Source organism: Arthrobacter sp. zg-Y919 (assembly GCF_030142045.1).
In the GTDB taxonomy this organism is placed as follows: domain Bacteria; phylum Actinomycetota; class Actinomycetes; order Actinomycetales; family Micrococcaceae; genus Arthrobacter_B.
Genome location: NZ_CP126242.1, coordinates 1,583,411 through 1,606,364, shown reverse-complemented (window position 1 = coordinate 1,606,364; position 22,954 = coordinate 1,583,411). Strand labels below are relative to the sequence as shown.

Below are 22,954 nucleotides of genomic sequence, written 5' to 3'. Positions count from 1 at the left end.
GGCTTCCTTAGTGATGGAAGCCGGGTTGCTCCGTTTCGCGGGGCATCGGGGAGCTCAGCCGTTCCAGATACGCCGTTTCCCGGCGGATATCCGCCAGCAGTTTTTCGGCCAGGTCCAGGCTCAGCCCGTTGCGGACGACGATCCGTTCCACGGTGAGGTTCGAGAGGTCATCCGGCAGGGGATAGGCAGGCACCAGCCAGCCCCTCGTGCGGAGCCGTTCCGCCAGGTCATACAGGTTCCACTTGTCCGTATGGCCTTCCTTCAGCCGCCACGCGAAAACCGGGATGTCCGACCCGTCATTCCACAGTTCAAAGGGACCCATCCCTGCGATCGCACTGGAAAGGTGGAGCGCCACGTCCTGGCAGGCCTGCTGGATCCTGGCATAGCCGTCCCGGCCCAGGCGGAGGAACAAGTAGAACTGGAGGACAACCTGCGCGCCGGGACGGGAGAAGTTCAGTGCGAAGGTGGGCATGTCCCCGCCGAGATAGCTGACGTAGAAGATGAGGTCTTCCGGCAGCCACTGCCGTTCCCGCCAGACCACCCAGCCGAGACCCGGATAGACCAGGCCGTACTTATGCCCGGAGGTGCTGATGGAGTGCACCCGTTCCAGCCGGAAATCCCATTCCAGGTCCTGCTGGATGAACGGGGCGATCATGGCGCCGGAGGCCCCGTCCACGTGGATGGGAATGTCCAGGCCGGTGGAGGACTGGATCTCGTCGAGCTTGGCGGCGATGTCCTTCACCGGCTCGTACATGCCGGTATAGGTCACTCCCATGATGGCAACGACGCCGATGGTGTTTTCGTCAACGTAGTTTTCCAGCCCGAAGCCGTCCAGGCACTTGTGCTCCTCGCTGATGGGCACCAGCCGCGGCTCGACGTCGAAGTAGTTGCAGAACTTCTCCCAGCACACCTGTACGGCTGAACTCATCACGAGGTTCGGCTTGTCCGTGGGTTTTCCCTCGCTGCGGCGCCGGTGCTGCCAGAGCCGCTTAAACGCCAGTCCGCCCAGCATGCAGGCTTCGGAGGAACCGACGGTCGAGGTGCCGATGGTTTCCCGGGGGGACGGCGCATGCCACACGTCGGCCAGAATCTGCCAGCAGTTCTGCTCGATCTGTGCAGTCTGGGGGTATTCGTCCTTATCGATCATGTTCTTGTCGAACGTTTCGCTGTAGAGCCGGTTCGCGTGGTCGTCCATCCAGGTGCTGACAAAGGTTGCCAGGTTCAGCCGGGCGTTGCCATCCAGCATGGTTTCGTCGTGGACAATCTGGTACGCCGTTTCCGGCAGCATTTCGCCCTCATTCAACCGATACTTTGGGGCGGCCGTTTCCTCGCCCGGCCGGGCAAAAAGGGGGTTTACGGAAAGGGAATCGAAATTATTCTGCGCCATTTTTGGAAGCCTCTCATCGGCGGTGTGCCATCCGGCATCAGGCCGTAGTGAACGGCGGTCGGAATCCTCATCGGGCTGCGCGCAGGAAAAACTATACGCGCGGCCAAAATCCATGACTAGGCTTGAGGCTCCGATCGACGGGACCGGTGACAAAACAGCGGGAAAGCCTGCCCGCGGCCCGGGTTCCACCGGTCTTCCATTGAGGAACGCGGGGCAGCGGACGTACCCTTGCGGCACCGTTTGTTCCGCCACGCGCCCCGGCCGCTCCAATCAGGTCGAGCCACCACTACGGCCGCCACCAAGCCGCCGGACCGGGCAATAGACAAGGAGATATCCATGGCTTCCCTTGCACGACGCGAGCGTTTTGAACTGCCGGACCAGGTCCGGAAATTCTTCGAAGGGGACTGGGAGGTTCCGGCCTTCCCTGTCGAGGAATACCAGGACGGACCCAACATGGTCATCCGGGCAGAACTGCCCAACATCAACCCCGAGCAGGACCTGGACGTCACGGTCAGCGACGGTGTCCTGCACATCAAGGGGGAGCGGAAGGAACAAACGGAGCACAAGGGACGGCATGGATACCGTTCCGAGTTCCGCTACGGGTCATTCACCCGTGAGATAGCGCTGCCTGCCGGTGCCAGCCAGGACTCCGTCACCGCAACCTACAACGACGGCGTCCTGGAGATCCGCGTGCCCGTCCCCGAGGTGGGACCGACGTCAACCAAGGTTCCCATCTCGCGGGGCTAGGGCCGCCTTCGGCTCCACGGGCACCAGGGACCGGCATGGTTGTCTCTCCCGCTGAACGCGGGAGCACGAGGAGATTCCCGGACTGGCTGATGGTTGCCACCCTGGGATGCGGCGGGATTGTGGTCTCGCTCGAAAAGACGTCGGTGGTTCCGCTGCTTCCGGAATATCCCCGGATTTTCGGTGTCACCACTGATGACGTGTCCTGGCTGGTGACTGTCACGCTGCTCTCCGCAGCGGTGGCCACACCCATTATTTCCCGCCTGGCGGACATGTACGGGAAACGCCGGATGCTCCTGGTGGCCATGGTCCTGATGGTTGCCGGCGCCTTCACGGCCTCGATCGGGGGAACGTTCACCTGGGCGCTGGTTGGCCGTGGCCTGCAGGGTTCAGCCGGCGCCGTGATTCCGGTGGGAATCAGCATCCTCCGGGACGCCCTGCCGCAGCAGAAGATCGCCGGAGCGGTTGCGTTGATGAGCGCCAGCTTCGGGATCGGCAGCGCCCTGGGCCTTCCCCTTGCAGGGCTGGTCTACGAACGGCTGGGGTGGCAGGCCACGTTCTGGGTGGTGGGGGTTGTCGGCGTTGTGTTGATAGCCGCCGTCGTCGTGTTTGTCCCGGAATCGAACGTCCGTGCCCCTGCACGGTTTGACTACGCCGGGGCCGTGCTGCTGTCCGCAGGGATGACGGCGGTGCTGCTGGCCATTACCAAGGGCGGAGTCTGGGGCTGGACCAGTTATCCGGTCCTCGGCCTGTTTGCCGCCGCGGCCGTTGCCTTTGCTCTGTGGTTCCCCGCAGAGCTGCGTAACGGCCAGCCCCTGGTGGACCTGAGGACCTCCGCCCGCCGCCCGGTGCTGCTGACCAATATCGGAGCCGTCCTGGTCGGGTTTTCGATGTACGCCAACATGCTGGTCACCACGCAGCAGCTGCAGCTGTCGGGCGAGACCGGCTACGGCTTCGGCCTGAGCGTGCTCACGGCCGGATTAACCATGATCCCGTCAGGGCTGGCGATGGTGGCGGCTGCTCCGGTTTCCGCCCGGATCACCAATATGTTCGGGGCCAGGGCAACCCTGGCGACGGGCTGCGCCGTGATGGCTGCCGGCTACCTGGCACGGTTCCTCTTCGTCGGTTCGGTAACCGAAGTTATTGTCGGAGCGGTGATCGTCTCGACCGGCACGGCAATCTCCATGGCGGCCATGCCGACCATCATCATGAGCAACGTTCCGCTGACGGACACGGCGGCGGCGAACGGCCTCAATACCCTGCTGCGCTCCGTCGGCACCTCCACCTGCAGCGCCGTTGTGGCAACAATCCTCGCCTCGCTGACGGTGACGGTCTCCGGGACCACCTTTCCCGGCCTGGATGCCTTTCGGACCATTTTCGTGCTGGCCGGCTTCGCCGCCCTGGCTGCCACCGGCGTAGCCTGCCTGATCCCGCCCTCCCGCAGGCACGAGGCCACCCATCCGGACCTCTACGCCGTTCCCGGCGGGCGGCAGCTGCAGAGGGCGGAAGAAAAGCGGGAGATCATGGTCAGCGGACGGCTGATCGCAGCAACCGACGGCAGGCCTGTGGACCGGGGGACCGTCACCGTTGTCGACAGTGACGGACGGCCGGTGGACTGGGACCGGGCCGACGACGACGGCCGGTACGCTGTCCTGCTTCCGCGAGACGGACGCTACGTTATGGTCGCCAGCCACGTCCGCTGGCAGCCGGTTTCCGAAGCGGTTACCTTCCCCCGTGCTTCCGTAACCCATGACATCCACTTTCGCCGGCCCCTGCTTCTCACCGGCCGCGTCCGGCACGCCGGCAGGGCCGTGGCCAACGCACTCGTGATCCTGGTCCGGCCGGGAGGGGCAACCTCCGCATCCGCCCGGTCGGACAGCGGAGGCAACTACGAGCTGGCACTGCCCGGACCCGGCATCTATATCCTCAGTGTCCTCGAGCCGGACGGACAAACCACGCACAGCCGCCGGGTGGTTCTGCCCGTGCCGGACGCCGTGGTCGACGTCGATCTCGGGGGCCGGGAGCCGCGCACCGGGATAAGGATCTGACCTCTCCCGCCGCGGGCGAGATTAAGGGCACATCCGCCGCTTTGGTCCGCGCCTGCCCCAGCGCATACGATCAATCTGGCGTAACGCGGGCGTCGGCAGTTTTACGTGCCGAGGTATGACCCGCTGCGCGGATTCTTTTCCTCGTCTTTAGATAGGGTATTTGGTGGACCTCACCCTCATGGTCGCGCTGGTGATCGCGCTAGCACTATTCTTCGACTTCACCAACGGTTTTCATGACACCGCCAACGCGATGGCTACCCCCATCGCCACCGGTGCCATCAAACCAAAAACCGCCGTCGCACTGGCGGCCGTGCTTAACCTGGTGGGTGCTTTCCTCTCCACGGAGGTAGCCAAAACCATTTCCGGCGGACTCATCAAGGAAGGTGAGGGCGGGATCCAGATCACCCCGGTCATGATCTTCGCCGGCCTGATGGGTGCAGTTATCTGGAACCTGATCACCTGGCTGCGGGGACTGCCGAGCAGTTCCTCCCACGCCCTGTTCGGCGGCCTTATCGGTGCCGCCATCGTCGGTGCCGGATTCGGTTCGGTGGATTACTCCGTGCTGATGTCCAAGGTGGTCCTGCCCGCGCTGATCGCGCCGTGCATCGCCCTGTTCGTGGCCTACCTCGCCACCAAGCTGGCGTACCGGATCACCCGCCGGCACGATCCCGATTCAGGCAGCAAACTGCCCCGCAAGCGCGGCGGCTTCCGCTACGCCCAGATCTTCTCCTCCTCCCTGGTGGCTCTGGCGCACGGCACGAACGACGCCCAGAAGACCATGGGTGTGATCACCCTTGTCCTGGTTGCCGGCGGCCTGCAGACCTCCGGAACCGGCCCCGCGTTCTGGGTGGTCGCTTCCTGTGCCATTGCCATTGCCGCCGGAACCTACGCCGGTGGCTGGCGCATAATCCGCACCATGGGAACGGGCCTGACCGAGGTCAAGCCGGCACAGGGCTTCGCTGCCGAAACTAGTACGGCCGCTGCCATCCTGGCGTCATCCCACCTGGGCTTCGCACTGTCCACCACACAGGTGGCCTCCGGCTCCGTGATCGGTTCGGGCCTGGGCCGCAAGGGCGCCGAGGTCCGTTGGGGCACGGCCGGTAAGGTCGGCGCCGGCTGGCTCCTCACGCTTCCTGCCGCCGCCGCTATGGGCGCCATCGCGGCCCTCATCGCGTCCATCGGCACTGCAGGTGTGGTTGCAATCAGCATCATCGGCACCCTCACCATTCTCGGCATGTTCCTGTGGTCCCGCCGCAGCCCGGTGAACCACGACAACGCGGTCAGCGACATTGAAAACGCCGGCGAAGTTGTCCGCATCAAGAAGCGCCGCGGCAAGAACACCCGCAAGGGCAAGAACAGCAACTCCGGCAAGAACAACAAGAACGGCAAGAACGGCAACTCCGGCAAGGGCGGCAGCAGCTACGCCGCCAAGGTCAAGGAAGGTTCCAAATGAACATCCACTGGATGGACTACCTGACGGTCTTCGGTGTCACACTGCTCGCCGCACTGACCGTGGTCTGCATCTATTCGTTCGGGGTTCGGCTGTACGCGGTCTCGCTCGATGCGGATACCGCTTCCACCCCGCGCAACCGAGTCGCCCTGGCCAAAGCCGGCGCATACACCTGCTTCGCACTGAGCGCGGTAGCGGTACTGTTCGGCATCTACCTGATCGTTCCGGCGCTGCACGGCTAATAGTTCAGCTCCGGCAAAAAAGGCCCGCAGGATCATTTGATCCTGCGGGCCTTTGACGTTGGTGGAGCCTAGTTCTGCGACGCGGCTTCAGGAGCGTAGAACGGGTAGTCCGTGTAGCCTTCGGGCCCGAACGAGTAGAACGTCGCGGCGTCCGGCGTGTTCAGCGGCAGGTCTTCCTGCCAGCGGCGCACCAGGTCCGGGTTGGCGATGGCCGGCCGGCCAACGACGACGCCGTCTCCAAGTCCGTCGTCCATGATGGCCAGGGCTTCCTCACGGGTGGTGAGGGGACCGAAGCCGGTGTTCAGCAGCACCTTGCCGCCGAAGCGGGTGCGCAGGGCCTGGACCAGATCGCCGGCCGGATCGCGGTGCAGGATGCTCAGGTACGCGAGGCCCAGGGGAGCCACGGCATCGAGGAGGGCGCCGTAGGTGGCAAGCACGTCCTCCGCATCCATTTCGAGGCAGTCCTGGACGTTGTGCTCGGGCGAGATGCGCAGGCCAACGCGGTCGGCACCGATCTCGGCGGCCACAGCGGTAATCGTTTCAATGACGAACCTGGCGCGGTTCTCCGGGCTGCCGCCGTAGTTGTCCGTGCGCTGGTTCGTCGCCGGGGAGAGGAACTCGTGCAGGAGGTAGCCGTTGGCACCGTGCAGTTCCACGCCGTCGAACCCGGCGTCGACAGCTGCCCGGGAGGCGCGCACAAAGTCCGCGGTGGCCGAAGCCAGTTCCGCGGTTTCCAGTGCGCGGGGCACCGTGTAGGTCTGCTTGCCGTCGTAGGTATGCGACATACCGTCCACCGCGATGGCGCTCGGTGCCACCAGGTCCTGGCCGCCGTTGATGTTCGGGTGCGTCACCCGGCCCGCGTGCATGACCTGTGCAACGATCCGTCCGCCGGCGTCGTGCACGGCGTCGGTGACCTTCCGCCAGCCTTCCAACTGCTCGGGATCGACCAGGCCGGGCTGGCCGGGGAAGCCCTGGCCCTGGCGGCAGGGGTAGGTGCCCTCGCTGACAATGAGGCCCAGGGACGCGCGCTGGCTGTAGTGCTCAACCATCATCGGCCCGGGAATTCCGTCGCGTCCGGCGCGCTGGCGGGTCAGGGGAGCCATCACAAGGCGGTTGGACAGCTCAAAGCTGCCGGCGGTCATCGGGGAAAACAGGTTCACTAAGTAACTCTTCCTCTAGTTCGCCGCTGTCCAGGCCCGCAGGAGCGGGGAAACAGCGGCAGTGTGGTTCTGTAGGCGGCAACCCGGAGCCCACCTAACCTATTCCGCCGGAGGCACCGACTGTGGCGCAGCCCATACCTCTGGGACCGGAGGCTGGCTACCATGGCCGCATGGTCCGGACTGTCTATTACGCCTCGGTTTCCCTTGATGGGTTCACGGCCGATGAGGCCGCCGGCGGGCACAGCGGATTCCCGGTGGCCGAATCACCGGCGAATGCGGGCGCCGTCGTGATGGGTGCCGGCACCTATGCGCGGCTGCGGCGCCAGGCAGCGGACCGCGGCGCGTGGGACTGCCCGCCCGGTCCGGTCTGGGTGTACACGCACCACGAATTCCCCGGCATACCCGGCGCCGACATCATGTTCGTGCGCGGACCCGTGGCCGAATTCGCGGCGGACATCTCCAGCTCGGCCAGCGGCGGGGACATTTGGCTGCGGGGTGCGGACCTTGCCGGACAGTACCTGCACCAGGGCCTGCTGGACGAGCTGCGCCTGGTGGTGCATCCCGTCCTGCTGGGCAGCGGCCGCCCCCTGCTGCCCCTGGCAGCGGCCCGGCCGGCGCTGCTGCTGAGCGCGGCCCCGTCCGCCGACGGCAGCGTACGGCTCTGCTACGGATTCGGCCGGGACTAGCGGGAGTCCCGGATCATGTTCGTGATCCGGGCCGTGGACAGCCTGCGGCCCTGGTCATCAGTCATCACCACTTCGTGGGTGGTGAGTGTGTTGCCCAGGTGCACGGCTGTGGCCGTCCCGGTCACGAGGCCCGAGGAAGCCGAACGGTGGTGCGTGGCGCCGATTTCAATCCCGACGGCGTGCCGGCCGGGACCGGCGTGCATTCCGGCGCCGAAGGAGCCGAGGGTCTCGGCGAGGACCAGGTGCGCCCCGCCGTGCAGGATGCCGGCCACCTGCTCGTTGCCTTCCACCGGCATGGTGGCCACCAGCCGGTCCGCCGACATCTCCAGGAAACGGATGCCCATCTTCGCCACCAGCCGGCCCACGCCGTGCGCGGACAGCCAGGCGTGCATCTCCTCCGGGACACCGGCGTCGATAAGTTCCTGCTTATAGGGTCCGGCATCCGCCTCGTGGCCGCCGGAGCCCGGCGTGAAAATCTCGCTCATGGCAACTAGGCTTGCATCTGTGAGTGAATCTACCAAACTGGCCGCGGCCCCCCTTAAGAGCGAGACAGATGACAGCACGGAAAGCGCCGGGAAGGGTATTACCCCCGAAGGGGAGGCGGCCCCTGCAGGGACAGCCGCAGCGTCCCTGGGAACCGTGAATGCCGGGGGACACAACCGCCTGCTGGTCATTGACGGCCACTCCATGGCATTCCGGGCCTTCTATGCCCTGCCGGCCGAAAACTTCTCCACCGATACGGGCCAGCACACCAACGCGGTGTACGGATTCACTTCCATGCTGATCAACCTCATCAAAGAGGAAAAGCCCACGCACGTTGCCGTGGCCTTCGACCTGGACACGCCTACCTTCCGCTCCGAGGAATACACCGAGTACAAGGGCGGCCGGAACAAGACCCCGGAGGAATTCCACGGCCAGGTGGACCTCATCATCAAGGTCATGGAAGCCATGCGCATCCCCACCCTGTCCATGGACGGCTACGAAGCCGACGACATCCTGGCCACACTGGCCGAGAAGGCCTCCGCCCGGAACTGGGACGTCATGGTGGTGTCCGGCGACCGCGACGCCTTCCAGCTGGTGGATGACCACGTCACCGTGTTCTATCCCAAGAAGGGTGTCTCCGACCTGCCGCGCATGGACGCCGCGGCTGTCGAGGCCAAGTACCTGGTTCCCCCGGACAAGTATTCCGACCTCGCCGCCCTGGTGGGCGAGAGCGCCGATAACCTGCCCGGCGTTCCCGGCGTCGGCCCCAAGACGGCCGCGAAGTGGATCAAGCTGTACGGCGGCCTTGAGGGCATCCTCGAAAACCTGGACTCCATCAAGGGCAAGGTCGGCGATTCCCTGCGCGAGAACATCGAGGACGTCAAACGGAACCGCCGCTTGAACCGGCTGCTGCGCGATCTCGACCTGCCGGTTGACCTGGACGCCATGGCGGCGCAGCGGCCCGACCGGGAAGCGATCGAAGAACTCTTCGACGCCCTGCAGTTCAACGCGCTGCGCAAGCGCCTCTTCGACGTCTACGGAGAAGAGGAAGGGGAAAGCGCCGCCCACGCCGAAGTTGCAGCGCCGCCCCACAGCGTGATCACCGGCGCCAAGGACCTCGACGCCTGGTTCCGTGGCACCAACCAGGCACGCACAGCGGTGCAGCTGGTCACCGAGGGCGCAGCCGGAGCGCGCGACGTCGTCGGCCTGGCACTGGTGACTGATGCCGCGGCAGCCTATGTACCGCTGACCGAGCTCGACGCCGAGGCGGAGCAGGTCCTTGCCGCGTGGCTGTCGGATCGGGACGCGCCCAAGGTCGTGCATGACTTCAAGGAGGCCTACAAGTCCCTCGCCGCCCGCGGGCTGCACCTGGCCGGGGAAGTGGACGACACCGCCATCTCCGGCTACCTCATCCAGCCGGACCGCCGCAGCTACGAACTGGCGGACCTGGCCCAGTACCACCTGCGGATGAACATCGTTCCCGCCGCGGCCGCCAGCAACCAGCTCGAGCTTTCCCTCGGCGATGAAGACGCAGCCACGCCCGCAGTGTCCAAGGCCTTCGCGGCCCTGCGCCTCAGCGAGCATTTCGCGGGCCAGCTCGTGGAGCGGGGTGCCAACCAGCTGCTCGGTGGGCTGGAGCTGCCGCTGTCGGAAGTCCTGGCGGAGATGGAGCTTGCCGGGATTGCCGTGTCCATGGAGAAGCTGGACCGGCTGCTGGACGATTTCAGCGCCACCATCACCCACGCCAGCGACGAGGCGTTCCGGATCATCGGCAAGGAGATCAACCTTGGGTCCCCTAAGCAGCTGCAGGTGGTCCTCTTTGACGAGCTCGGCCTCCCGAAGACCAAAAAGATCAAGACCGGCTACTCCACCGACGCCGATGCGCTGACGGACCTGATCGTCAAGACCGGGCACCCGTTCCTGGAGCAGCTGCTGGCCTTCCGTGACGCGTCGAAACTGCGCTCCACCGTGGAAGGGCTGCGGAAGTCAGTGGCCGACGACGGACGCATCCACACCACGTACGCGCAGACCGTCGCCGCCACCGGCCGCCTGTCCTCGATCAATCCCAACCTGCAGAACATCCCGATCCGCTCCGAAGAGGGCCGGCGCATCCGCGAAGTGTTTGTGGTGGGCGAGGGCTACGACTCGCTGCTGACCGCCGACTACTCGCAGATTGAAATGCGGATCATGGCGCACCTTTCCGGCGACGAGGGCCTGATCTCCGCCTTCAAAGCGGGCGAGGACCTACACCGCTTTGTTGGTTCACACGTGTTTAATGTCGCTCCCGAAGACGTCACCAGCGCCATGCGCTCCAAGGTGAAGGCCATGTCCTACGGCCTGGTCTACGGACTGAGTTCGTTCGGCCTCTCCAAGCAGCTGGCCATCCCGGTGGACGAGGCCCGCACCCTGATCCGCGACTACTTCGAACGGTTCGGCGCCGTGCGGGACTACCTGCAGGGCGTCGTCGAGCAGGCCCGCAAGGACGGCTTCACCTCCACCATCGAGGGCCGCCGGCGCTACCTGCCGGACCTGTCCAGCGACAACCGGCAGCTGCGTGAAATGGCCGAACGCGCCGCGCTCAACGCACCCATCCAGGGCTCCGCTGCGGACATCATCAAGAAGGCCATGCTTGGGGTGGACGCGGAGCTGAAGGCACAGGGCCTCAAATCCCGGATGCTGCTGCAGGTCCATGATGAACTGGTCCTCGAAATCGCGGCCGGCGAGCGGGACGCGGTGGAGAAGCTCGTGCGGGAGCAGATGGGCGCAGCGGCCGATTTGTCGGTTCCTCTGGACGTCTCCGTCGGCGAGGGCATTAGCTGGCACGAGGCCGGGCACTAGCACCACGGCGTTCAGCAGGAAAACAAGGGGGAAGCATGGGTACGGACAGCACTGCCGCGGACGGCCTGCGGATGGATTCGTTTGCGCCCGGGCTGGACCCGGCTGATCCCGCGGCCGCGGATTCCCGGACCCGCAACTGGTTCGAGGCAGTCAAGCTGGGCTTCCACGAGGAACGTGCCGATCCCGGGCATCTGCCGGGGATGGTGGACGCGTACCGGCGGGACGGGCGCACCCTGACCGCGGTCTATGACGACGAGGCACCGGAGTACGCTTCGGATCCGGCCATGCCCGTGGCTACCTATGCGTCCATGGCCAACCGGCTTAATGTCGGCGGCCGGGCGCTGCTGCCCGCGCACCTGATCACCATGGTCACCGTCCGGCCCACGCACCGCCGGCGCGGAATCCTTCGCCGGATGATCACTTCGGACCTGGCAGCTGCCAAGCAGGGAGGGTTCGCGCTGGCTGCCCTGACCGCATCCGAAGCGACCATCTACGGGCGGTTCGGCTTCGGCGCCGCCAGCTCCACCGCCGCCGTCGAGCTGGACACCCGCGGCGGCCTGGAGTTCACCGCACCGCCGCGGGGAACGGTTGCCGTTGCCGACAGCGGCAAACTTCTGGCGCTGGCCCCGGAAATCTTCTCCACCCACCTGGACCGGACCCTCGGGGCCCTGGGCCGGCAGCACGGGTACGCGTTGCGGGCCTCCGGCACCTGGAGCGAGGAAAGCAGCGAACCAGACAAAGCGCTGCGCGGGGTGATCCGGTACAACGCCGACGGTGTGCCGGACGGCTACGCCGCGTACAAGTCGCTGGGCTGGCGCACGGACCCACACACCATGCGCATCACCGACCTGGTGGCGGCGAGCGACGAGGCCTACCGCGAGCTATGGCGTTACCTTGGATCCATTGACCTGGTGGAGCGGTTGACCTTCGGGGTGGCTCCGGTGGAGGATCCGCTGCCGTGGATGCTTGCGGACCGGCGGCGGTACAAGGTCACCTCCGTGGAGGACGTGCTGTGGCTTCGGGTCCTGGATCCGAAGGCGGCGCTGGAAGCCCGGGGCTACGCGGGGGATGGCGCGGTGGTGCTCGACGTCGTGGATCCCCTCGGGTTCGCGGGCGGTGCCTGGCTGCTGGAGGTCCGCGGCGGCGCCGGACGTGTGCGTCCGCTGGGAGCGGCGGAGGACACCGGCCATCGGCGGGTGGAGCTGGACGCCGCGGCACTCGGCTCCCTCTATCTGGGGGCGGTCACGGGGCGGACGCTGGCGGCCGCCGGGGGAGTGCGGGCCTCCGAAGACGCACTGACGGTCCTCGACGAACTCTTTGCCGCCGGGCCTGCACCGTACTGCAGCACACATTTCTGACCGCGGCAGCGCCGTCCGGGTATTTTCCGCACGCCGGGCAGCCGTTCCCTTTGACCTGCGTTGGCGCGTCCGGCTAGACTGATCGGGCGCGTAATAGCGCAAGTTATTACCAATCCTGTCCATCTCCGGGCAAACAAGCTGTTCGTCGCAGGCATCTACATGCCTTCGTCAATGACTTGGGCAAGTATCTTGCCTGCGGATAAACCCGCCGGTTAGTGGAAACCAGTCCGGAATACAAAACAACTTCCACATCGGAGTCCCAACTACATGACCATCACCACCAACGAGAAGTCCGGTACCCCGCAGGTCGCCATCAACGACATCGGTACTGCCGAGGACTTCCTCGCCGCGATTGACGCAACGATCAAGTACTTCAATGACGGCGATCTCGTCGAAGGTACCGTTGTCAAGGTTGACCGCGACGAGGTCCTGCTCGACATCGGTTACAAGACCGAGGGTGTCATCCCTTCCCGCGAGCTTTCCATCAAGCACGACGTTGATCCCGGAGACGTTGTCTCCGTTGGCGATCAGGTCGAAGCCCTGGTGCTCACCAAGGAAGACAAAGAAGGCCGTCTGATCCTCTCCAAGAAGCGCGCACAGTACGAGCGTGCCTGGGGCGACATCGAGAAGGTCAAGGAAGAAGACGGCGTCGTTACCGGTACCGTCATCGAGGTTGTCAAGGGTGGTCTTATCCTCGACATCGGGCTGCGCGGCTTCCTGCCGGCATCCCTCGTGGAGATGCGTCGCGTCCGCGACCTGGCTCCGTACATCGGTCAGCAGATCGAAGCCAAGATCATCGAGCTGGACAAGAACCGCAACAACGTTGTTCTGTCCCGCCGTGCCTGGCTCGAGCAGACCCAGTCCGAGGTTCGTTCCACGTTCCTCAACAAGCTGGAAAAGGGCCAGGTTCGTCCGGGCGTTGTTTCCTCCATCGTCAACTTCGGTGCATTCGTGGACCTTGGCGGCGTAGACGGCCTCGTCCACGTTTCCGAGCTGTCCTGGAAGCACATCGACCACCCCTCCGAGGTTGTCGAAGTTGGCCAGGAAGTCACCGTTGAGGTTCTGGAAGTTGACCTCGACCGCGAGCGTGTCTCCCTGTCGCTGAAGGCTACGCAGGAAGATCCGTGGCAGACCTTCGCCCGCACCCACGCCCTCGGCCAGGTTGTTCCGGGTAAGGTCACCAAGCTCGTTCCGTTCGGTGCGTTCGTACGCGTCGAAGACGGCATCGAAGGCCTGGTCCACATCTCCGAGCTGGCAGTCCGCCACGTGGAGCTCGCCGAGCAGGTTGTCTCCGTTGGAGACGAACTGTTCGTCAAGGTCATCGACATCGATCTTGAGCGCCGCCGCATCTCGCTGTCCCTGAAGCAGGCCAACGAGGGCGTCGATCCCGAGGGCACCGAATTCGATCCCGCTCTGTACGGCATGGCCGCAGAGTACGACGAAGCCGGCAACTACAAGTACCCGGAGGGCTTCGACCCCGAGTCCAACGAGTGGCTCGAAGGCTACGAGACCCAGCGCGCCGCTTGGGAGCAGCAGTACGCTGACGCCCAGGCCCGTTGGGAAGCCCACAAGAAGCAGGTTGCACAGCACGCTTCCGAGGACATCGCAGCTGCTTCGGATACGTCCGAGTCCGCTTCGACGAGCTACTCCTCCGAGCCGGCCGTTGCCGAGACGGGTGCCGGCACGCTGGCTTCCGACGAAGCACTGGCTGCACTGCGCGAAAAGCTCACGGGAAACTAATTCCCGCCGGCTCCTGAGCCCGGTTCTCCGGCTCAGGTAACCGCCAAAAAAGCGGACCTCCACTTCGGTGGGGGTCCGCTTTTTGCTGTGCAGTGTCTGGCAGACGCTGTGCCTTGTCCCGCAGGCGCTGTGTCCTGCTAGGCGGAGTCCCGGACCACCAGCGAGGTGGGCAGCCGGTAGACGCGTGCTGCCGGCCGGCCCTCAATCAGCTCCACCAGCAGCTCAGCCATCTTCTCGCCCAGGGCAGAGATGGGATGGTGGATGGTGGTCAGGGCCGGGCTGACGGTGGTCGCATAGTAATCGTCATCAAAGCCGACGACGGCGATGTCCTCCGGGATGCGCAGGCCCCGTTCCTTGATGACGGAGTACGCACCGGCTGCCATCTGGTCGTTGGCAGCGAAAATCCCATCGATGGGTTTGCCGCGGTCCAGCAGGCGCCGCATGGCAGCCGCCCCCGAAGCCACGGTGAAGTCGCCGACTTCCACCAGGGCGTCGTTGAGGCCTCCCGACGCCAGGGCTGCCCGCCAGCCGGCCAGCCGGTCGACCCCCGGGGGCATGTCCTGCGGTCCGGCGATGGTCGCAATATGGCGGCGGCCGCCTTCCACGAGACGCGCCGTGGCCGCCGTCGCGCCCTCCTCGTTGTCGACCTCCACGAAATAGCTGTCTTCCGCATCCACCAGCGGCCGTCCGGCGAACACGACCGGCAGGGAACGTGCCAGACGTGCCCAGGAATGGTCTCCACTGTGGTGGGACACCACAAGCACGCCGTCCACGTTGCCGCCCATCAGATAGCGGCGTGTCTTATCCGGGTCCGACTCGGAGGACGTGACGATGTTGAGCACGTATTCGGTGGTGTTCAGGTACCGGGCCACTCCTTCCACGACTGTGGCGAAGAACGGATCCGCGAAGACCTTTGACGTGGACTCCGGGACCAGCAGGGTCACCGTATGGGTTCTCCTGCTGGCCAGGGTCCGGGCGGCCCGGTTAGGCACATAGTTGAGGGCGCGGACGGCTTCCTCGACGGACTCGGCGAGGTGCGGAGCGACGGACTGGGCTCCGTTGACCACGCGGGAGACCGTGGCACGGGACACTCCCGCCAAGGCCGCCACCATTTCCAGAGTGGGGGCCGACCTCCCCGCGTCAGCGCTCATTCTTGTCTCCCTGTGCTGCGTTCGGTTCCAGACGGCGGAAAATGCCGGCCGGAACCCAGTTTACGGCCAGTCAGACAACCGGCACGGTCGATGCTGTTTCAAGCGGCTGGATACCCGTACGCTTGGCGGCGGCAATCACCCGGCTGTACGCATGGCCGCTGTCCTTGACGGTACGTTCCTGGGTGTCATAGTCGACCCGGACAATGCCGAAACGCCTGCTGTATCCCCAGGACCACTCAAAGTTGTCCATCAGCGACCACACGAAGTAGCCGCGGACGTCAGCACCGGCGTCGATGGCCTGCCCCACCGCGTTGATGTGGTCCAGGATGAACCCGGTGCGTTCGGCGTCCGGCACGCTGCCGTCCGCGCTGACGACGTCGTCGTAAGCCGCCCCGTTTTCGGTGATGTACAGCGGCGGCAGCGCCGGGTACTCCTCACCCAGACGGAGCAGGAGCGTGCGCAGCCCGTCGGGGTTGACCTCCCAGTCCATGGCAGTACGGGGCAGGCCCCGGCTCGGGAACGTGATGTGCTCGGCGCCGATCCACGGGGACACAGCCTTCCGGCCGGACCCGCCCGAGTGGCCGTCGGATCCCGAGGTGTCCGGATGGCCGCTGATGAGGTCATCGTGATAGTGGTTCACGCCGAGGAAGTCGATGGGGGCGGAGATGATGTCCAGGTCTCCCGGCTCGATGACCTCGGCCAGGCCGAAGGGCTCAAGGTCCTTCAGCGAATCCTCCGGATAGGCACCGCGGAGGATGGGGTCCAGGAAAATCCGGTTCTGCAGCGAATCAAAGAGCCGGGCCGCTTCCAGGTCCACCGGATCGGAGGGATTACGGGGGATCGAGTTGCTCAGGTTCAAGGTGATGCCCAGCTGCTGGGCGCCCCGGCTGCGGAGTTCGGCCACGGCGAGGCCGTGGGCAAGGTGCTGGTGGTGTACCGCAGCGATGGCCGCGCGTGGTTCCTGCCGGCCTGGAGCATGGACCCCGGAGCCGTAGCCCAGCAGCGAAGAGCAGAAGGGCTCATTGAACGTGGTCCAGTGCTGGACCCGGTCGCCCAGGGCGGAGTAGACATCATTCGCATATTCGGCGAAACGGTAGGCAGTGTCGCGGTTGGCCCAGCCGCCCTTTTCTTCCAGGGCCTGCGGAAGGTCCCAGTGGTAAAGGGTGAGCCAGGGCAGGATTCCCGCGCCCAGCAGTTCGTCCACCAGCCGGGAGTAGAAATCCAGCCCCTTGGCATTGGTGCCGCGGTCGCCCGGGCGAACCCGTGCCCAGCTGGTGGAGAACCGGTAGGAGTCCAGCCCCAGGTCCTTCATCAGGGCGACGTCGGCGGGCATCCGGTGGTAATGGTCCACTGCCGTTGCCGGGGTATCCGCGTTTCGAACGTTGCCGGGGACGCGGGCAAAGGCATCCCAGACAGAATCTTCCTTGCCGTCCTCCAGTGCCGCGCCTTCAACCTGGGCTGCCGCAGTGGCGGATCCCCAGATAAAGCCAGCCGGGAAATTGGTCCACTCCGGGGTGTTGATCGTCATTAGCCCTTCACTGCTCCCTGCATAATTCCGGATATAAGTTGTTTGCCTGCCACTGCGAAAAGGATGAGCAGGGGAATGGTTGCCAGTACGGCACCGGTCAGCACCACGGAGTAGTCCGTGTACCGGTTGGACTGCAGCTGGCTGAGTGCCGTCTGGAGGGTGGGGTTGCCGGCGTCCAGCACCAGCAGCGGCCACAGGAAGTCCGTCCAGGCGGACATGAATGTAAAGAGGCCGAGGATCGCCATGGCTGGCCTCGCCGCCGGCAGTGCCACATGCCAGAAGGTCTTGATCATGTTGGCCCCGTCCATCCGGGCCGATTCGATCAGCTCGTCCGGGATGACGTCCACGAGGTATTGGCGCATGAAGAACACACCGAAGGCCGTAACGAGCGTCGGGACGATCACCGCGCCGATTTCACCGGTCCACCCGAAGGTCCGCATGAGCATAAACAGCGGAATGATTCCGAGCTGGGTGGGGATCGCCATGGTCGCCACCACGGCAATCATCAGCCCGTTGTTCCCGCGGAACCGGAGCTTCGCGAATGCGTAGCCGGCCAACGTGGAGAACGTCACCACTGAAACGGTGATGATGGTGGAAATCAGCACGCTGTTCCACAGGGCGGTCCAGAACGGAATGGAGTCGATCACTTCGGCCACGTTGGTCCAGAAGTTTCCGCCCGGGAGCAGCGGCGGCCATTTCAGGCTCAGCGCCGCATTGCTCCGGCTGCCGACGACGGCGGACCACCACAACGGATACGAGGAACCGATGAAGAACGCGAGCAGCAGCCCGTAGGTCAGGTATCCAGGGCGGAGGCCGTTTCCGAAAATGCGGTGCCGCAGCGCCGGTCCGCGGCGTGGTTCCCGGGACGCGGTCCCGGTGGCGGCCACGCCGGGTGCCCCGGCGGCGGCGTTTTTCTGCTGGGCGATGCTCACTGGTGCTTCCCTTCAGCTGCCGGCCGGCGGCGGGACCGCCTGGCCTCGGATGACGCGATCCGCCGGGACAGCAGCAGATTGAGGATTCCGAAAAGAATGATGATCAGGAACAGCAGCCAGGCGATAGCCGACGCTGCACCGAAGTCCTGCCGCTGGAACGCCATTTCCCACAGGTAAAGGACGGTGGTCTGGAATTCCCGCTCCGGTCCGCCGGCGTACGTCGGGTCGAAGAGGCGCGGCTCCGTGAAGATCTGCAGGCCGCCGATGGTGGAGGTGATGACCACGAAGATCATGGTCGGGCGGATACTCGGGAGGGTGATGCTGAAGAACCGGCGGATGGCTCCGGCACCGTCGATTGCGGCGGATTCGTAAATGTCGCGCGGGACTGCCTGCATGGCTGCCAGGAGGATCAGGGCGTTGTAGCCCGTCCACCGCCAGTTGACCATGGAGGCCACGGCAATATGGCTCGGAAGGGTTTCCGTCCGCCACATGATCGGATCAATACCGAAGTTGCCCAGCACGCTGTTGATGAGCCCGTGCTGCTCGTTGAACATGTTCGTGAAGATCAGGGCTACGGCCACGGGTGTGACCACGTAGGGGAGCAGGATGCTCATGCGCCAAAACGTCTTGGCGCGGATGTTCTGGTCCAGGACAGCGGCGATCACGAGTGCGCCGACCAGCTGCGGAATTGCGGAGAGCAGGAAGATGCTTATCGTGTTGAACAGCGAATTCCAGAAGAAGCGGTCCCGGAGGACCTCGGCGAAGTTTCCCAGGCCGACAAAGTCGCCCTGCCCTTTCAGGAGGTGCCAGTCGTGCAGCGAAACCCAGAACGTGTAGACCAGGGGAAACAGGCCCACGAGGGCGAAGAGCAGGAAAAACGGCGAAATGTACAAGTAGGGGGAGGCTTTGACGTCCCAGACGTTGAGCCGCTGCCGAAAGGTAAGTTTGGTCTTTTGCTCAGGCGGCGCTGCAGCAGCGGGAGGCTTGACGGTTACGGTCATATCGATTCTCACAGTCCATCCGGGGGGCCCCCGGAATCCCGGGGGCCCCGCGTTCCGATAGGTGCTAGTCCTTGACGACCAGCTCGTTCAGGAGTTGAACTGCTTCCTTCCAGGCACCTTCGCCGTCGACCTTGCCCGCATCAAGCTGGGTCAGGGCTACGCCGAAGACCTTTTCCTGGATGACCGAATCGTCCGGGCCCTTGAACTGGGCAACCACGCCTTCGGCCCGGTTAGCCAGGATGGCTCCGGTGGGAGCGTTATTGAACATGGGATTCGGCGTGGCTTCCTCGGCCAGCTGCTCCTGCGCTTCGATGGTGCTCGGGAAGTTGTTCGCTGCCGCGGACTGCTTCACCTGCTGCTCCGGAGCAGTGAGCCAAGCTGCCAGCGCCGCTGCTTCTTCCTTGTGCTCGGAGGTTTCAGGAACGGCAAGGAACGCGCCGCCCCAGTTGGAGGCGCCACCGGGGAAGACGTCGGCAAAGTCCCAGCCCGAATCCTCGCCGCCGCCGGCCGACTCCAGCTGTTCCTGGATGGTGCCCAGCATCCAGCCCGGGCAGACGAAGGTGGCGAAGGAGCCGTCGGTGAAGGCCTTGCCGGTGCCCCAGTCCCACTTGGTTTCGTTGGCCGAAAGGCCGGCCTGGGTACCGGCGGCAAGCTGCAGGAACTGCTCCTTCATCGCGTCGTTGCCCTCGATGTTCAGTTCACCGTCTTTGGTGTAGTAGCCCTCCTCCATCTGGTTCACCATGGAGTTCCAGACAAAGCCGGACTGGTCGTACCAGGCCTGGCCGGTCTTCTCGTTGTACTGCTTACCAAGCTCGAAGTAGGTGTCCCACGTGGCGTCGTCTCCGCCGAAGAGTTCCGCTACGGACTCGCGGTCACTGGGCATGCCGGCGGCTTCGAAAAGCTTGCCGTTGTAGCACAGGCCCTGCGGGCCGATGTCGGTTCCGTAGCCGATGACGCGGCCTTCTGAGTCGGTGCCCTGCTTGTACTTCCAGTCCACCCAGTTGTCCTTGATGTCCTCGGCGCCGTACTCCTTGAGGTCCACGAACTCCTCGGAGACGTCCATGACCGCGCCGAGCCAGCCTTCCTCGAGGGCGACCACGTCGCTGACGCCGGAACCGGCAGCCAGCTTGGTGAAGAGATCGGTCTGCGCATTGGCACCGCGGTCGATATTGTTCGCCTTGATGTCGATGCCGGGGTTGGCTTCCTCGTATTCGGCATAGAGATCGTCATAGCCGAACGTTCCGAAAGTGGTGACGGTCAGTTCGAGGGGATTGTCTTCGCTTGCGGCTTCGCTGTCGCCGCCGCCGCAGCCTACGGCCAGCATGGCCACAACTGCGGCACCTGCAATCGCCGCCGCGGGATGTCGGAAATTCTTCACGGTCACTCCTTTGTGTGTGGGTAAAGCGGTAATAGTCCCGGTTGGTAGACCGTGCCGACTGCTTTGATGGCTAGATCCGACATAAGCGGGAGATGGGGAACAGCGGACTTCCAGCGAGAGGGAGCCGAGACTGAGAGAGCGCTCTCTCGACGTCGACTTCAGGCTAGGTGTGATGTGCGCCACTGTCAAGAGAGCGCTCTCTGGAGATTCCCGCACGCCCGGCCGGACGTGCCCTGCCGGTGGTACCTTAGCGCCTCGTGCTCACGGTCACCGTGAATTTCGGGTTGCGGGCCACCTCGCGTGTCGGGCCGACAAGCCGGGTCAAGGCGGGCTTGTACATGAGGTGGCTGTTCCAGACCGTCCAGAGTTCCCCGCCGGGCTCAAGGACGCGCCCGGCATCGGCGAAAAGCTTCAAGGCGATGCCTGCGTAGACGGCGGCGCCGATGTGGAAGGGCGGGTTGAGGACAATGAGCTGTTCGGAACTGTCGGGGAGTGGGCCCAGCGCATCGGCCCGGGTGACGACGGCGCGGTCCGCCACACCGTTGGCCTCCAGGGTGCGGGCGGCGGAGGCTGCGGCTGCCGCCGACTGGTCCGTCGCCAGCACCCGGAGTCCCGGGCGGGTCAGGGCAAGGTACGCAGCTATCGCTCCGGTGCCGCAGCCCAGATCCACGGCATGGTCCACAGCGCGGGCGGAGGCCAGATGGGGCAGCAGGAACCGCGTGCCGGGATCCAGTGCCGCGCCGCCGAAGGCGGCACCGTACGCCTGGAGCTCGAGCGGCCGGGCCAGGCCGACGTCGTGCCGCTGGGACACCGGGAACCGGTCTGCGGGACGCCGGTCCCGGGGCAGCGGTGCGGAGGCTGTCAGCACCCGCGACTTCTGCCGGCCCAGCCCTGCCGTGACCGTTCCGAAGTAGCGCGCCAGGACATCGTTCATGGCAGTGGTCATGTGCTTGACCCGCCCGCCGGCGTACACCGCGACGTCCGGAGCGGCATGCCCGGCGATCAGGGCGGCGATCGCCTCCAATGCGGCCAATGACCGGGGGAGCCGCAGCAGCACTACCCGGGCGCCGTCGACCAGCGGAGCGGCCAGGGGATGATGGGTGTAAACCCCCGGCAGTCCCAGGTCCGCGGCGTTGGCATCCAGTGCCTGCTCGCCGCTCAGCGGATCCTGGTGGACCCGGAGTCCACGAAGCCCGTGGCGGGCTGCGGCGCCGAGCGTCAGCGCGCCGTAGGAATCACCGATGACAGCGACGCCGGGCTGCCCGGGGTTCGTCGCCAGTGCTGCCGCCGAGAGGTCCGCTGCGGCGGTGTCGAGCAGGAGGAGGTCCGCAGCGTCCCACGCCTGCAGATTGGGGGCCTCCACATCGGGCCGGCGGCGGAGGCGGGCAACATCGAATTTGGTCCCGCCCGGTGCTGGGTCAGTCACGGTCAATCCATTCTGTTCCTAGGGGGACCGGATCGGAGGCTCCGGCGGTCAGTGATGCGAGCCGGGCGTGGAAGGCATCCAGCGCGTCGGGGATGTCCGGCAGGGCCACCCGGATGGATGCTCCGGCGGCCGAATAATCCGTGCCCAGCACGCTGACGCCCGCAGTCCGGAGCTCGTTTTCCAGGCGGCCCGCCGCGGAGTGTCCCGCGGGAATGCCGTACAGCCGCATCCGGCGGCGGAGGAGCAGGGGAGCACCGGAGAGGGCGGAGGAGACAGACTCGGAGTAGGCGCGCACCAGTCCGCCGGCGCCGAGCAGGATGCCGCCGAAGTAACGCACGGTCACCGCGGTGATGTCGCTGAGATCGGTGGCCCCGGAAAAGGTTTCGCGCTTGGTCAGCGCTTCCAGCATCGGGATGCCGGCCGTGCCGGAGGGTTCGCCGTCGTCGTTCGAGCGCTGGATTTCCCGTCCCGGTCCCAGCACGAACGCGCTGCAGTGGTGCCGGGCGTCGTGGAATTCGCGGCGCAGGTCCGCCACCAGGGAGCGCGCCTCTTCTTCGGTCTCAGTGCGCCGGAGCACCGTGATGAAGCGTGAGCGCTTGATGTCGAGTTCGGAGCGGTGCTCGGCAGCGATGGTGGTGTAGCGCCCCGCCGCCGCGTCAATATCGCTCACCTGTCCATTCTAGTGGCCGCCGCCGCCGTCCTTTGCGGCAGCGGTAGGCTGGGGGCATGCTCAAGGTTGGACTCACCGGCGGGATCGCTGCCGGAAAATCCCTGGTGGCCCGGACGCTCCAGGAGTGCGGTGCCGTGCTGGTGGATGCGGATGCGCTGGCCCGTGAAGTGGTGGAGCCGGGAACACCCGGTCTTGCCGCCGTCGTCGACGCGTTCGGCCCGGGCATTCTGTCCGCGGATGGATCCCTGGACCGGCCGGCGCTGGCCGCCGTCGTCTTCGCCGACGCCGGACGCCGGGAGGTGCTGAACGGCATCGTCCATCCTCTGGTCCGCGCCCGTGCCGCCGAACTGGCAGCCGAGGTGCCGTCCGACGGGATCCTGGTCCAGGACATTCCCCTGCTGGTGGAGACCGGACAGGCGGAGAACTTCGATTTTGTCCTCGTGGTCGAGGCCCCCGAGGAGGCCCGGCTCGAACGCATGGTCCGCAACCGGGGAATGGAACCGGACGCCGCACGGGCCCGGATCGCCGCGCAGGCCTCACCGGAACAGCGGGCCGAGGCGGCCGACGTCGTACTGCACAACACCGGCACTCCGCGGGAACTGGCCGCCGCCGTACGGGAACTCTGGGAGACCCGGCTGGTGCCGATGAACGAGGCCCGGACGCAGGCTGCGCAGTAGAACCCGGACAGCAGCCTTATTCCGCGTTCAGCCCCTAGCAAAGCGGACCGTGGCT

The 22,954-nt window shown here is 65.6% G+C and carries 19 protein-coding genes; 9 read left to right on the top strand and 10 right to left on the bottom strand.

Annotated features, from left to right (window positions below):
* Window positions 1–7: 7 nt before the first annotated feature.
* Window positions 8–1,387: a glutamate decarboxylase gene (gene gad / locus QNO10_RS07575; protein ID WP_229948178.1), complete on the bottom strand. Its 1,380-nt coding sequence runs from the start codon at window positions 1,385–1,387 to the stop codon at window positions 8–10.
* A gap of 336 nt (window positions 1,388–1,723) precedes the next feature.
* Between gad and QNO10_RS07570 the strand changes: the two genes are divergently transcribed.
* The 4 genes from QNO10_RS07570 to QNO10_RS07555 all read left to right on the top strand — a co-directional run bounded on the left by QNO10_RS07570 (window position 1,724) and on the right by QNO10_RS07555 (window position 5,871).
* A complete protein-coding gene (locus QNO10_RS07570) occupies window positions 1,724–2,134 on the top strand; it encodes an Hsp20/alpha crystallin family protein (RefSeq protein WP_229948180.1) in 411 nt (136 codons plus the stop codon).
* A gap of 35 nt (window positions 2,135–2,169) precedes the next feature.
* Window positions 2,170–4,179 (top strand): MFS transporter, encoded by a 2,010-nt coding sequence (locus QNO10_RS07565; RefSeq protein WP_229948182.1) that lies wholly within the window; start codon window positions 2,170–2,172, stop codon window positions 4,177–4,179.
* A 163-nt stretch (window positions 4,180–4,342) separates the two neighbouring features.
* The gene (locus QNO10_RS07560) at window positions 4,343–5,632 is read left to right on the top strand and encodes an inorganic phosphate transporter (RefSeq protein WP_229948184.1); all 1,290 of its coding nucleotides are present in this window, start codon (window positions 4,343–4,345) and stop codon (window positions 5,630–5,632) included.
* Window positions 5,629–5,871, top strand: a complete 243-nt coding sequence (locus QNO10_RS07555; RefSeq protein WP_231707466.1) for a hypothetical protein — start codon at window positions 5,629–5,631, stop codon at window positions 5,869–5,871. The genes QNO10_RS07560 and QNO10_RS07555 overlap by 4 nt, the downstream gene beginning before the upstream one ends.
* A 68-nt stretch (window positions 5,872–5,939) precedes the next feature.
* On the opposite strand, the gene QNO10_RS07550 is transcribed toward QNO10_RS07555, so the two are convergent.
* Complete coding sequence (locus QNO10_RS07550) at window positions 5,940–7,013, bottom strand: alkene reductase (protein ID WP_229948891.1); 1,074 nt, start codon at window positions 7,011–7,013, stop codon at window positions 5,940–5,942.
* A gap of 188 nt (window positions 7,014–7,201) precedes the next feature.
* Here QNO10_RS07550 and QNO10_RS07545 point away from each other — a divergent pair, with 188 nt between their 5' ends.
* Window positions 7,202–7,717 carry a dihydrofolate reductase family protein gene (locus QNO10_RS07545; protein WP_229948186.1) on the top strand — a complete coding sequence of 172 codons (516 nt, stop codon included), beginning with the start codon at window positions 7,202–7,204 and terminating at the stop codon, window positions 7,715–7,717.
* Here the strand turns inward: QNO10_RS07545 and QNO10_RS07540 are convergent.
* Entirely contained in the window at window positions 7,714–8,202 is a 489-nt protein-coding gene (locus QNO10_RS07540; protein WP_229948188.1) for a hotdog fold thioesterase, read from the bottom strand. The two genes, QNO10_RS07545 and QNO10_RS07540, sit on opposite strands and share 4 nt — an antisense overlap.
* A 202-nt stretch (window positions 8,203–8,404) precedes the next feature.
* Here QNO10_RS07540 and polA point away from each other — a divergent pair, with 202 nt between their 5' ends.
* The 3 genes from polA to rpsA all read left to right on the top strand — a co-directional run bounded on the left by polA (window position 8,405) and on the right by rpsA (window position 14,136).
* Window positions 8,405–11,038, top strand: a complete 2,634-nt coding sequence (gene polA / locus QNO10_RS07535; RefSeq protein ID WP_229948894.1) for a DNA polymerase I — start codon at window positions 8,405–8,407, stop codon at window positions 11,036–11,038.
* Window positions 11,039–11,073: 35 nt separating this feature from the next.
* Window positions 11,074–12,396: a GNAT family N-acetyltransferase gene (locus QNO10_RS07530; protein ID WP_229948190.1), complete on the top strand. Its 1,323-nt coding sequence runs from the start codon at window positions 11,074–11,076 to the stop codon at window positions 12,394–12,396.
* Window positions 12,397–12,663: 267 nt separating this feature from the next.
* On the top strand, window positions 12,664–14,136 hold the full coding sequence (gene rpsA / locus QNO10_RS07525) for a 30S ribosomal protein S1 (protein WP_229948192.1): 1,473 nt from the start codon (window positions 12,664–12,666) through the stop codon (window positions 14,134–14,136).
* A 137-nt stretch (window positions 14,137–14,273) separates the two neighbouring features.
* On the opposite strand, the gene QNO10_RS07520 is transcribed toward rpsA, so the two are convergent.
* From QNO10_RS07520 to QNO10_RS07490, 7 genes are all read right to left on the bottom strand, one after another.
* On the bottom strand, window positions 14,274–15,287 hold the full coding sequence (locus QNO10_RS07520; RefSeq protein ID WP_229948194.1) for a LacI family DNA-binding transcriptional regulator: 1,014 nt from the start codon (window positions 15,285–15,287) through the stop codon (window positions 14,274–14,276).
* A 70-nt stretch (window positions 15,288–15,357) separates the two neighbouring features.
* Complete coding sequence (locus tag QNO10_RS07515) at window positions 15,358–16,815, bottom strand: GH1 family beta-glucosidase (protein WP_229948197.1); 1,458 nt, start codon at window positions 16,813–16,815, stop codon at window positions 15,358–15,360.
* Complete coding sequence (locus QNO10_RS07510; RefSeq protein ID WP_442860254.1) at window positions 16,815–17,702, bottom strand: carbohydrate ABC transporter permease; 888 nt, start codon at window positions 17,700–17,702, stop codon at window positions 16,815–16,817. The genes QNO10_RS07515 and QNO10_RS07510 overlap by 1 nt, the downstream gene beginning before the upstream one ends.
* 41 nt (window positions 17,703–17,743) lie before the next feature.
* On the bottom strand, window positions 17,744–18,748 hold the full coding sequence (locus tag QNO10_RS07505) for a carbohydrate ABC transporter permease (RefSeq protein WP_229948199.1): 1,005 nt from the start codon (window positions 18,746–18,748) through the stop codon (window positions 17,744–17,746).
* Between the two features lie 64 nt (window positions 18,749–18,812).
* Complete coding sequence (locus QNO10_RS07500; protein WP_229948898.1) at window positions 18,813–20,072, bottom strand: ABC transporter substrate-binding protein; 1,260 nt, start codon at window positions 20,070–20,072, stop codon at window positions 18,813–18,815.
* A 301-nt stretch (window positions 20,073–20,373) separates the two neighbouring features.
* The gene (locus tag QNO10_RS07495; protein ID WP_229948201.1) at window positions 20,374–21,552 is read right to left on the bottom strand and encodes a class I SAM-dependent methyltransferase; all 1,179 of its coding nucleotides are present in this window, start codon (window positions 21,550–21,552) and stop codon (window positions 20,374–20,376) included.
* Window positions 21,545–22,222, bottom strand: a complete 678-nt coding sequence (locus QNO10_RS07490) for an IMPACT family protein (protein WP_229948203.1) — start codon at window positions 22,220–22,222, stop codon at window positions 21,545–21,547. The genes QNO10_RS07495 and QNO10_RS07490 overlap by 8 nt, the downstream gene beginning before the upstream one ends.
* 56 nt (window positions 22,223–22,278) lie before the next feature.
* Here QNO10_RS07490 and coaE point away from each other — a divergent pair, with 56 nt between their 5' ends.
* Entirely contained in the window at window positions 22,279–22,899 is a 621-nt protein-coding gene (gene coaE / locus QNO10_RS07485) for a dephospho-CoA kinase (protein ID WP_331460329.1), read from the top strand.
* Window positions 22,900–22,954: the final 55 nt, after the last annotated feature.

Excerpts from the sequence above, each read along its gene's own strand:
- gad (WP_229948178.1), bottom strand. The coding sequence starts at position 1,387 with ATGGCGCAGAATAATTTCGATTCCCTTTCCGTAAACCCCCTTTTTGCC.
- QNO10_RS07570 (WP_229948180.1), top strand. The coding sequence starts at position 1,724 with ATGGCTTCCCTTGCACGACGCGAGCGTTTTGAACTGCCGGACCAGGTC.
- QNO10_RS07565 (WP_229948182.1), top strand. The coding sequence starts at position 2,170 with ATGGTTGTCTCTCCCGCTGAACGCGGGAGCACGAGGAGATTCCCGGAC.
- QNO10_RS07555 (WP_231707466.1), top strand. The coding sequence starts at position 5,629 with ATGAACATCCACTGGATGGACTACCTGACGGTCTTCGGTGTCACACTG.
- QNO10_RS07550 (WP_229948891.1), bottom strand. The coding sequence starts at position 7,013 with ATGACCGCCGGCAGCTTTGAGCTGTCCAACCGCCTTGTGATGGCTCCC.
- QNO10_RS07545 (WP_229948186.1), top strand. The coding sequence starts at position 7,202 with ATGGTCCGGACTGTCTATTACGCCTCGGTTTCCCTTGATGGGTTCACG.
- QNO10_RS07540 (WP_229948188.1), bottom strand. The coding sequence starts at position 8,202 with ATGAGCGAGATTTTCACGCCGGGCTCCGGCGGCCACGAGGCGGATGCC.
- polA (WP_229948894.1), top strand. The coding sequence starts at position 8,405 with ATGGCATTCCGGGCCTTCTATGCCCTGCCGGCCGAAAACTTCTCCACC.
- QNO10_RS07530 (WP_229948190.1), top strand. The coding sequence starts at position 11,074 with ATGGGTACGGACAGCACTGCCGCGGACGGCCTGCGGATGGATTCGTTT.
- rpsA (WP_229948192.1), top strand. The coding sequence starts at position 12,664 with ATGACCATCACCACCAACGAGAAGTCCGGTACCCCGCAGGTCGCCATC.
- QNO10_RS07520 (WP_229948194.1), bottom strand. The coding sequence starts at position 15,287 with ATGAGCGCTGACGCGGGGAGGTCGGCCCCCACTCTGGAAATGGTGGCG.
- QNO10_RS07515 (WP_229948197.1), bottom strand. The coding sequence starts at position 16,815 with ATGACGATCAACACCCCGGAGTGGACCAATTTCCCGGCTGGCTTTATC.
- QNO10_RS07505 (WP_229948199.1), bottom strand. The coding sequence starts at position 18,748 with ATGACCGTAACCGTCAAGCCTCCCGCTGCTGCAGCGCCGCCTGAGCAA.
- QNO10_RS07500 (WP_229948898.1), bottom strand. The coding sequence starts at position 20,072 with ATGCTGGCCGTAGGCTGCGGCGGCGGCGACAGCGAAGCCGCAAGCGAA.
- coaE (WP_331460329.1), top strand. The coding sequence starts at position 22,279 with ATGCTCAAGGTTGGACTCACCGGCGGGATCGCTGCCGGAAAATCCCTG.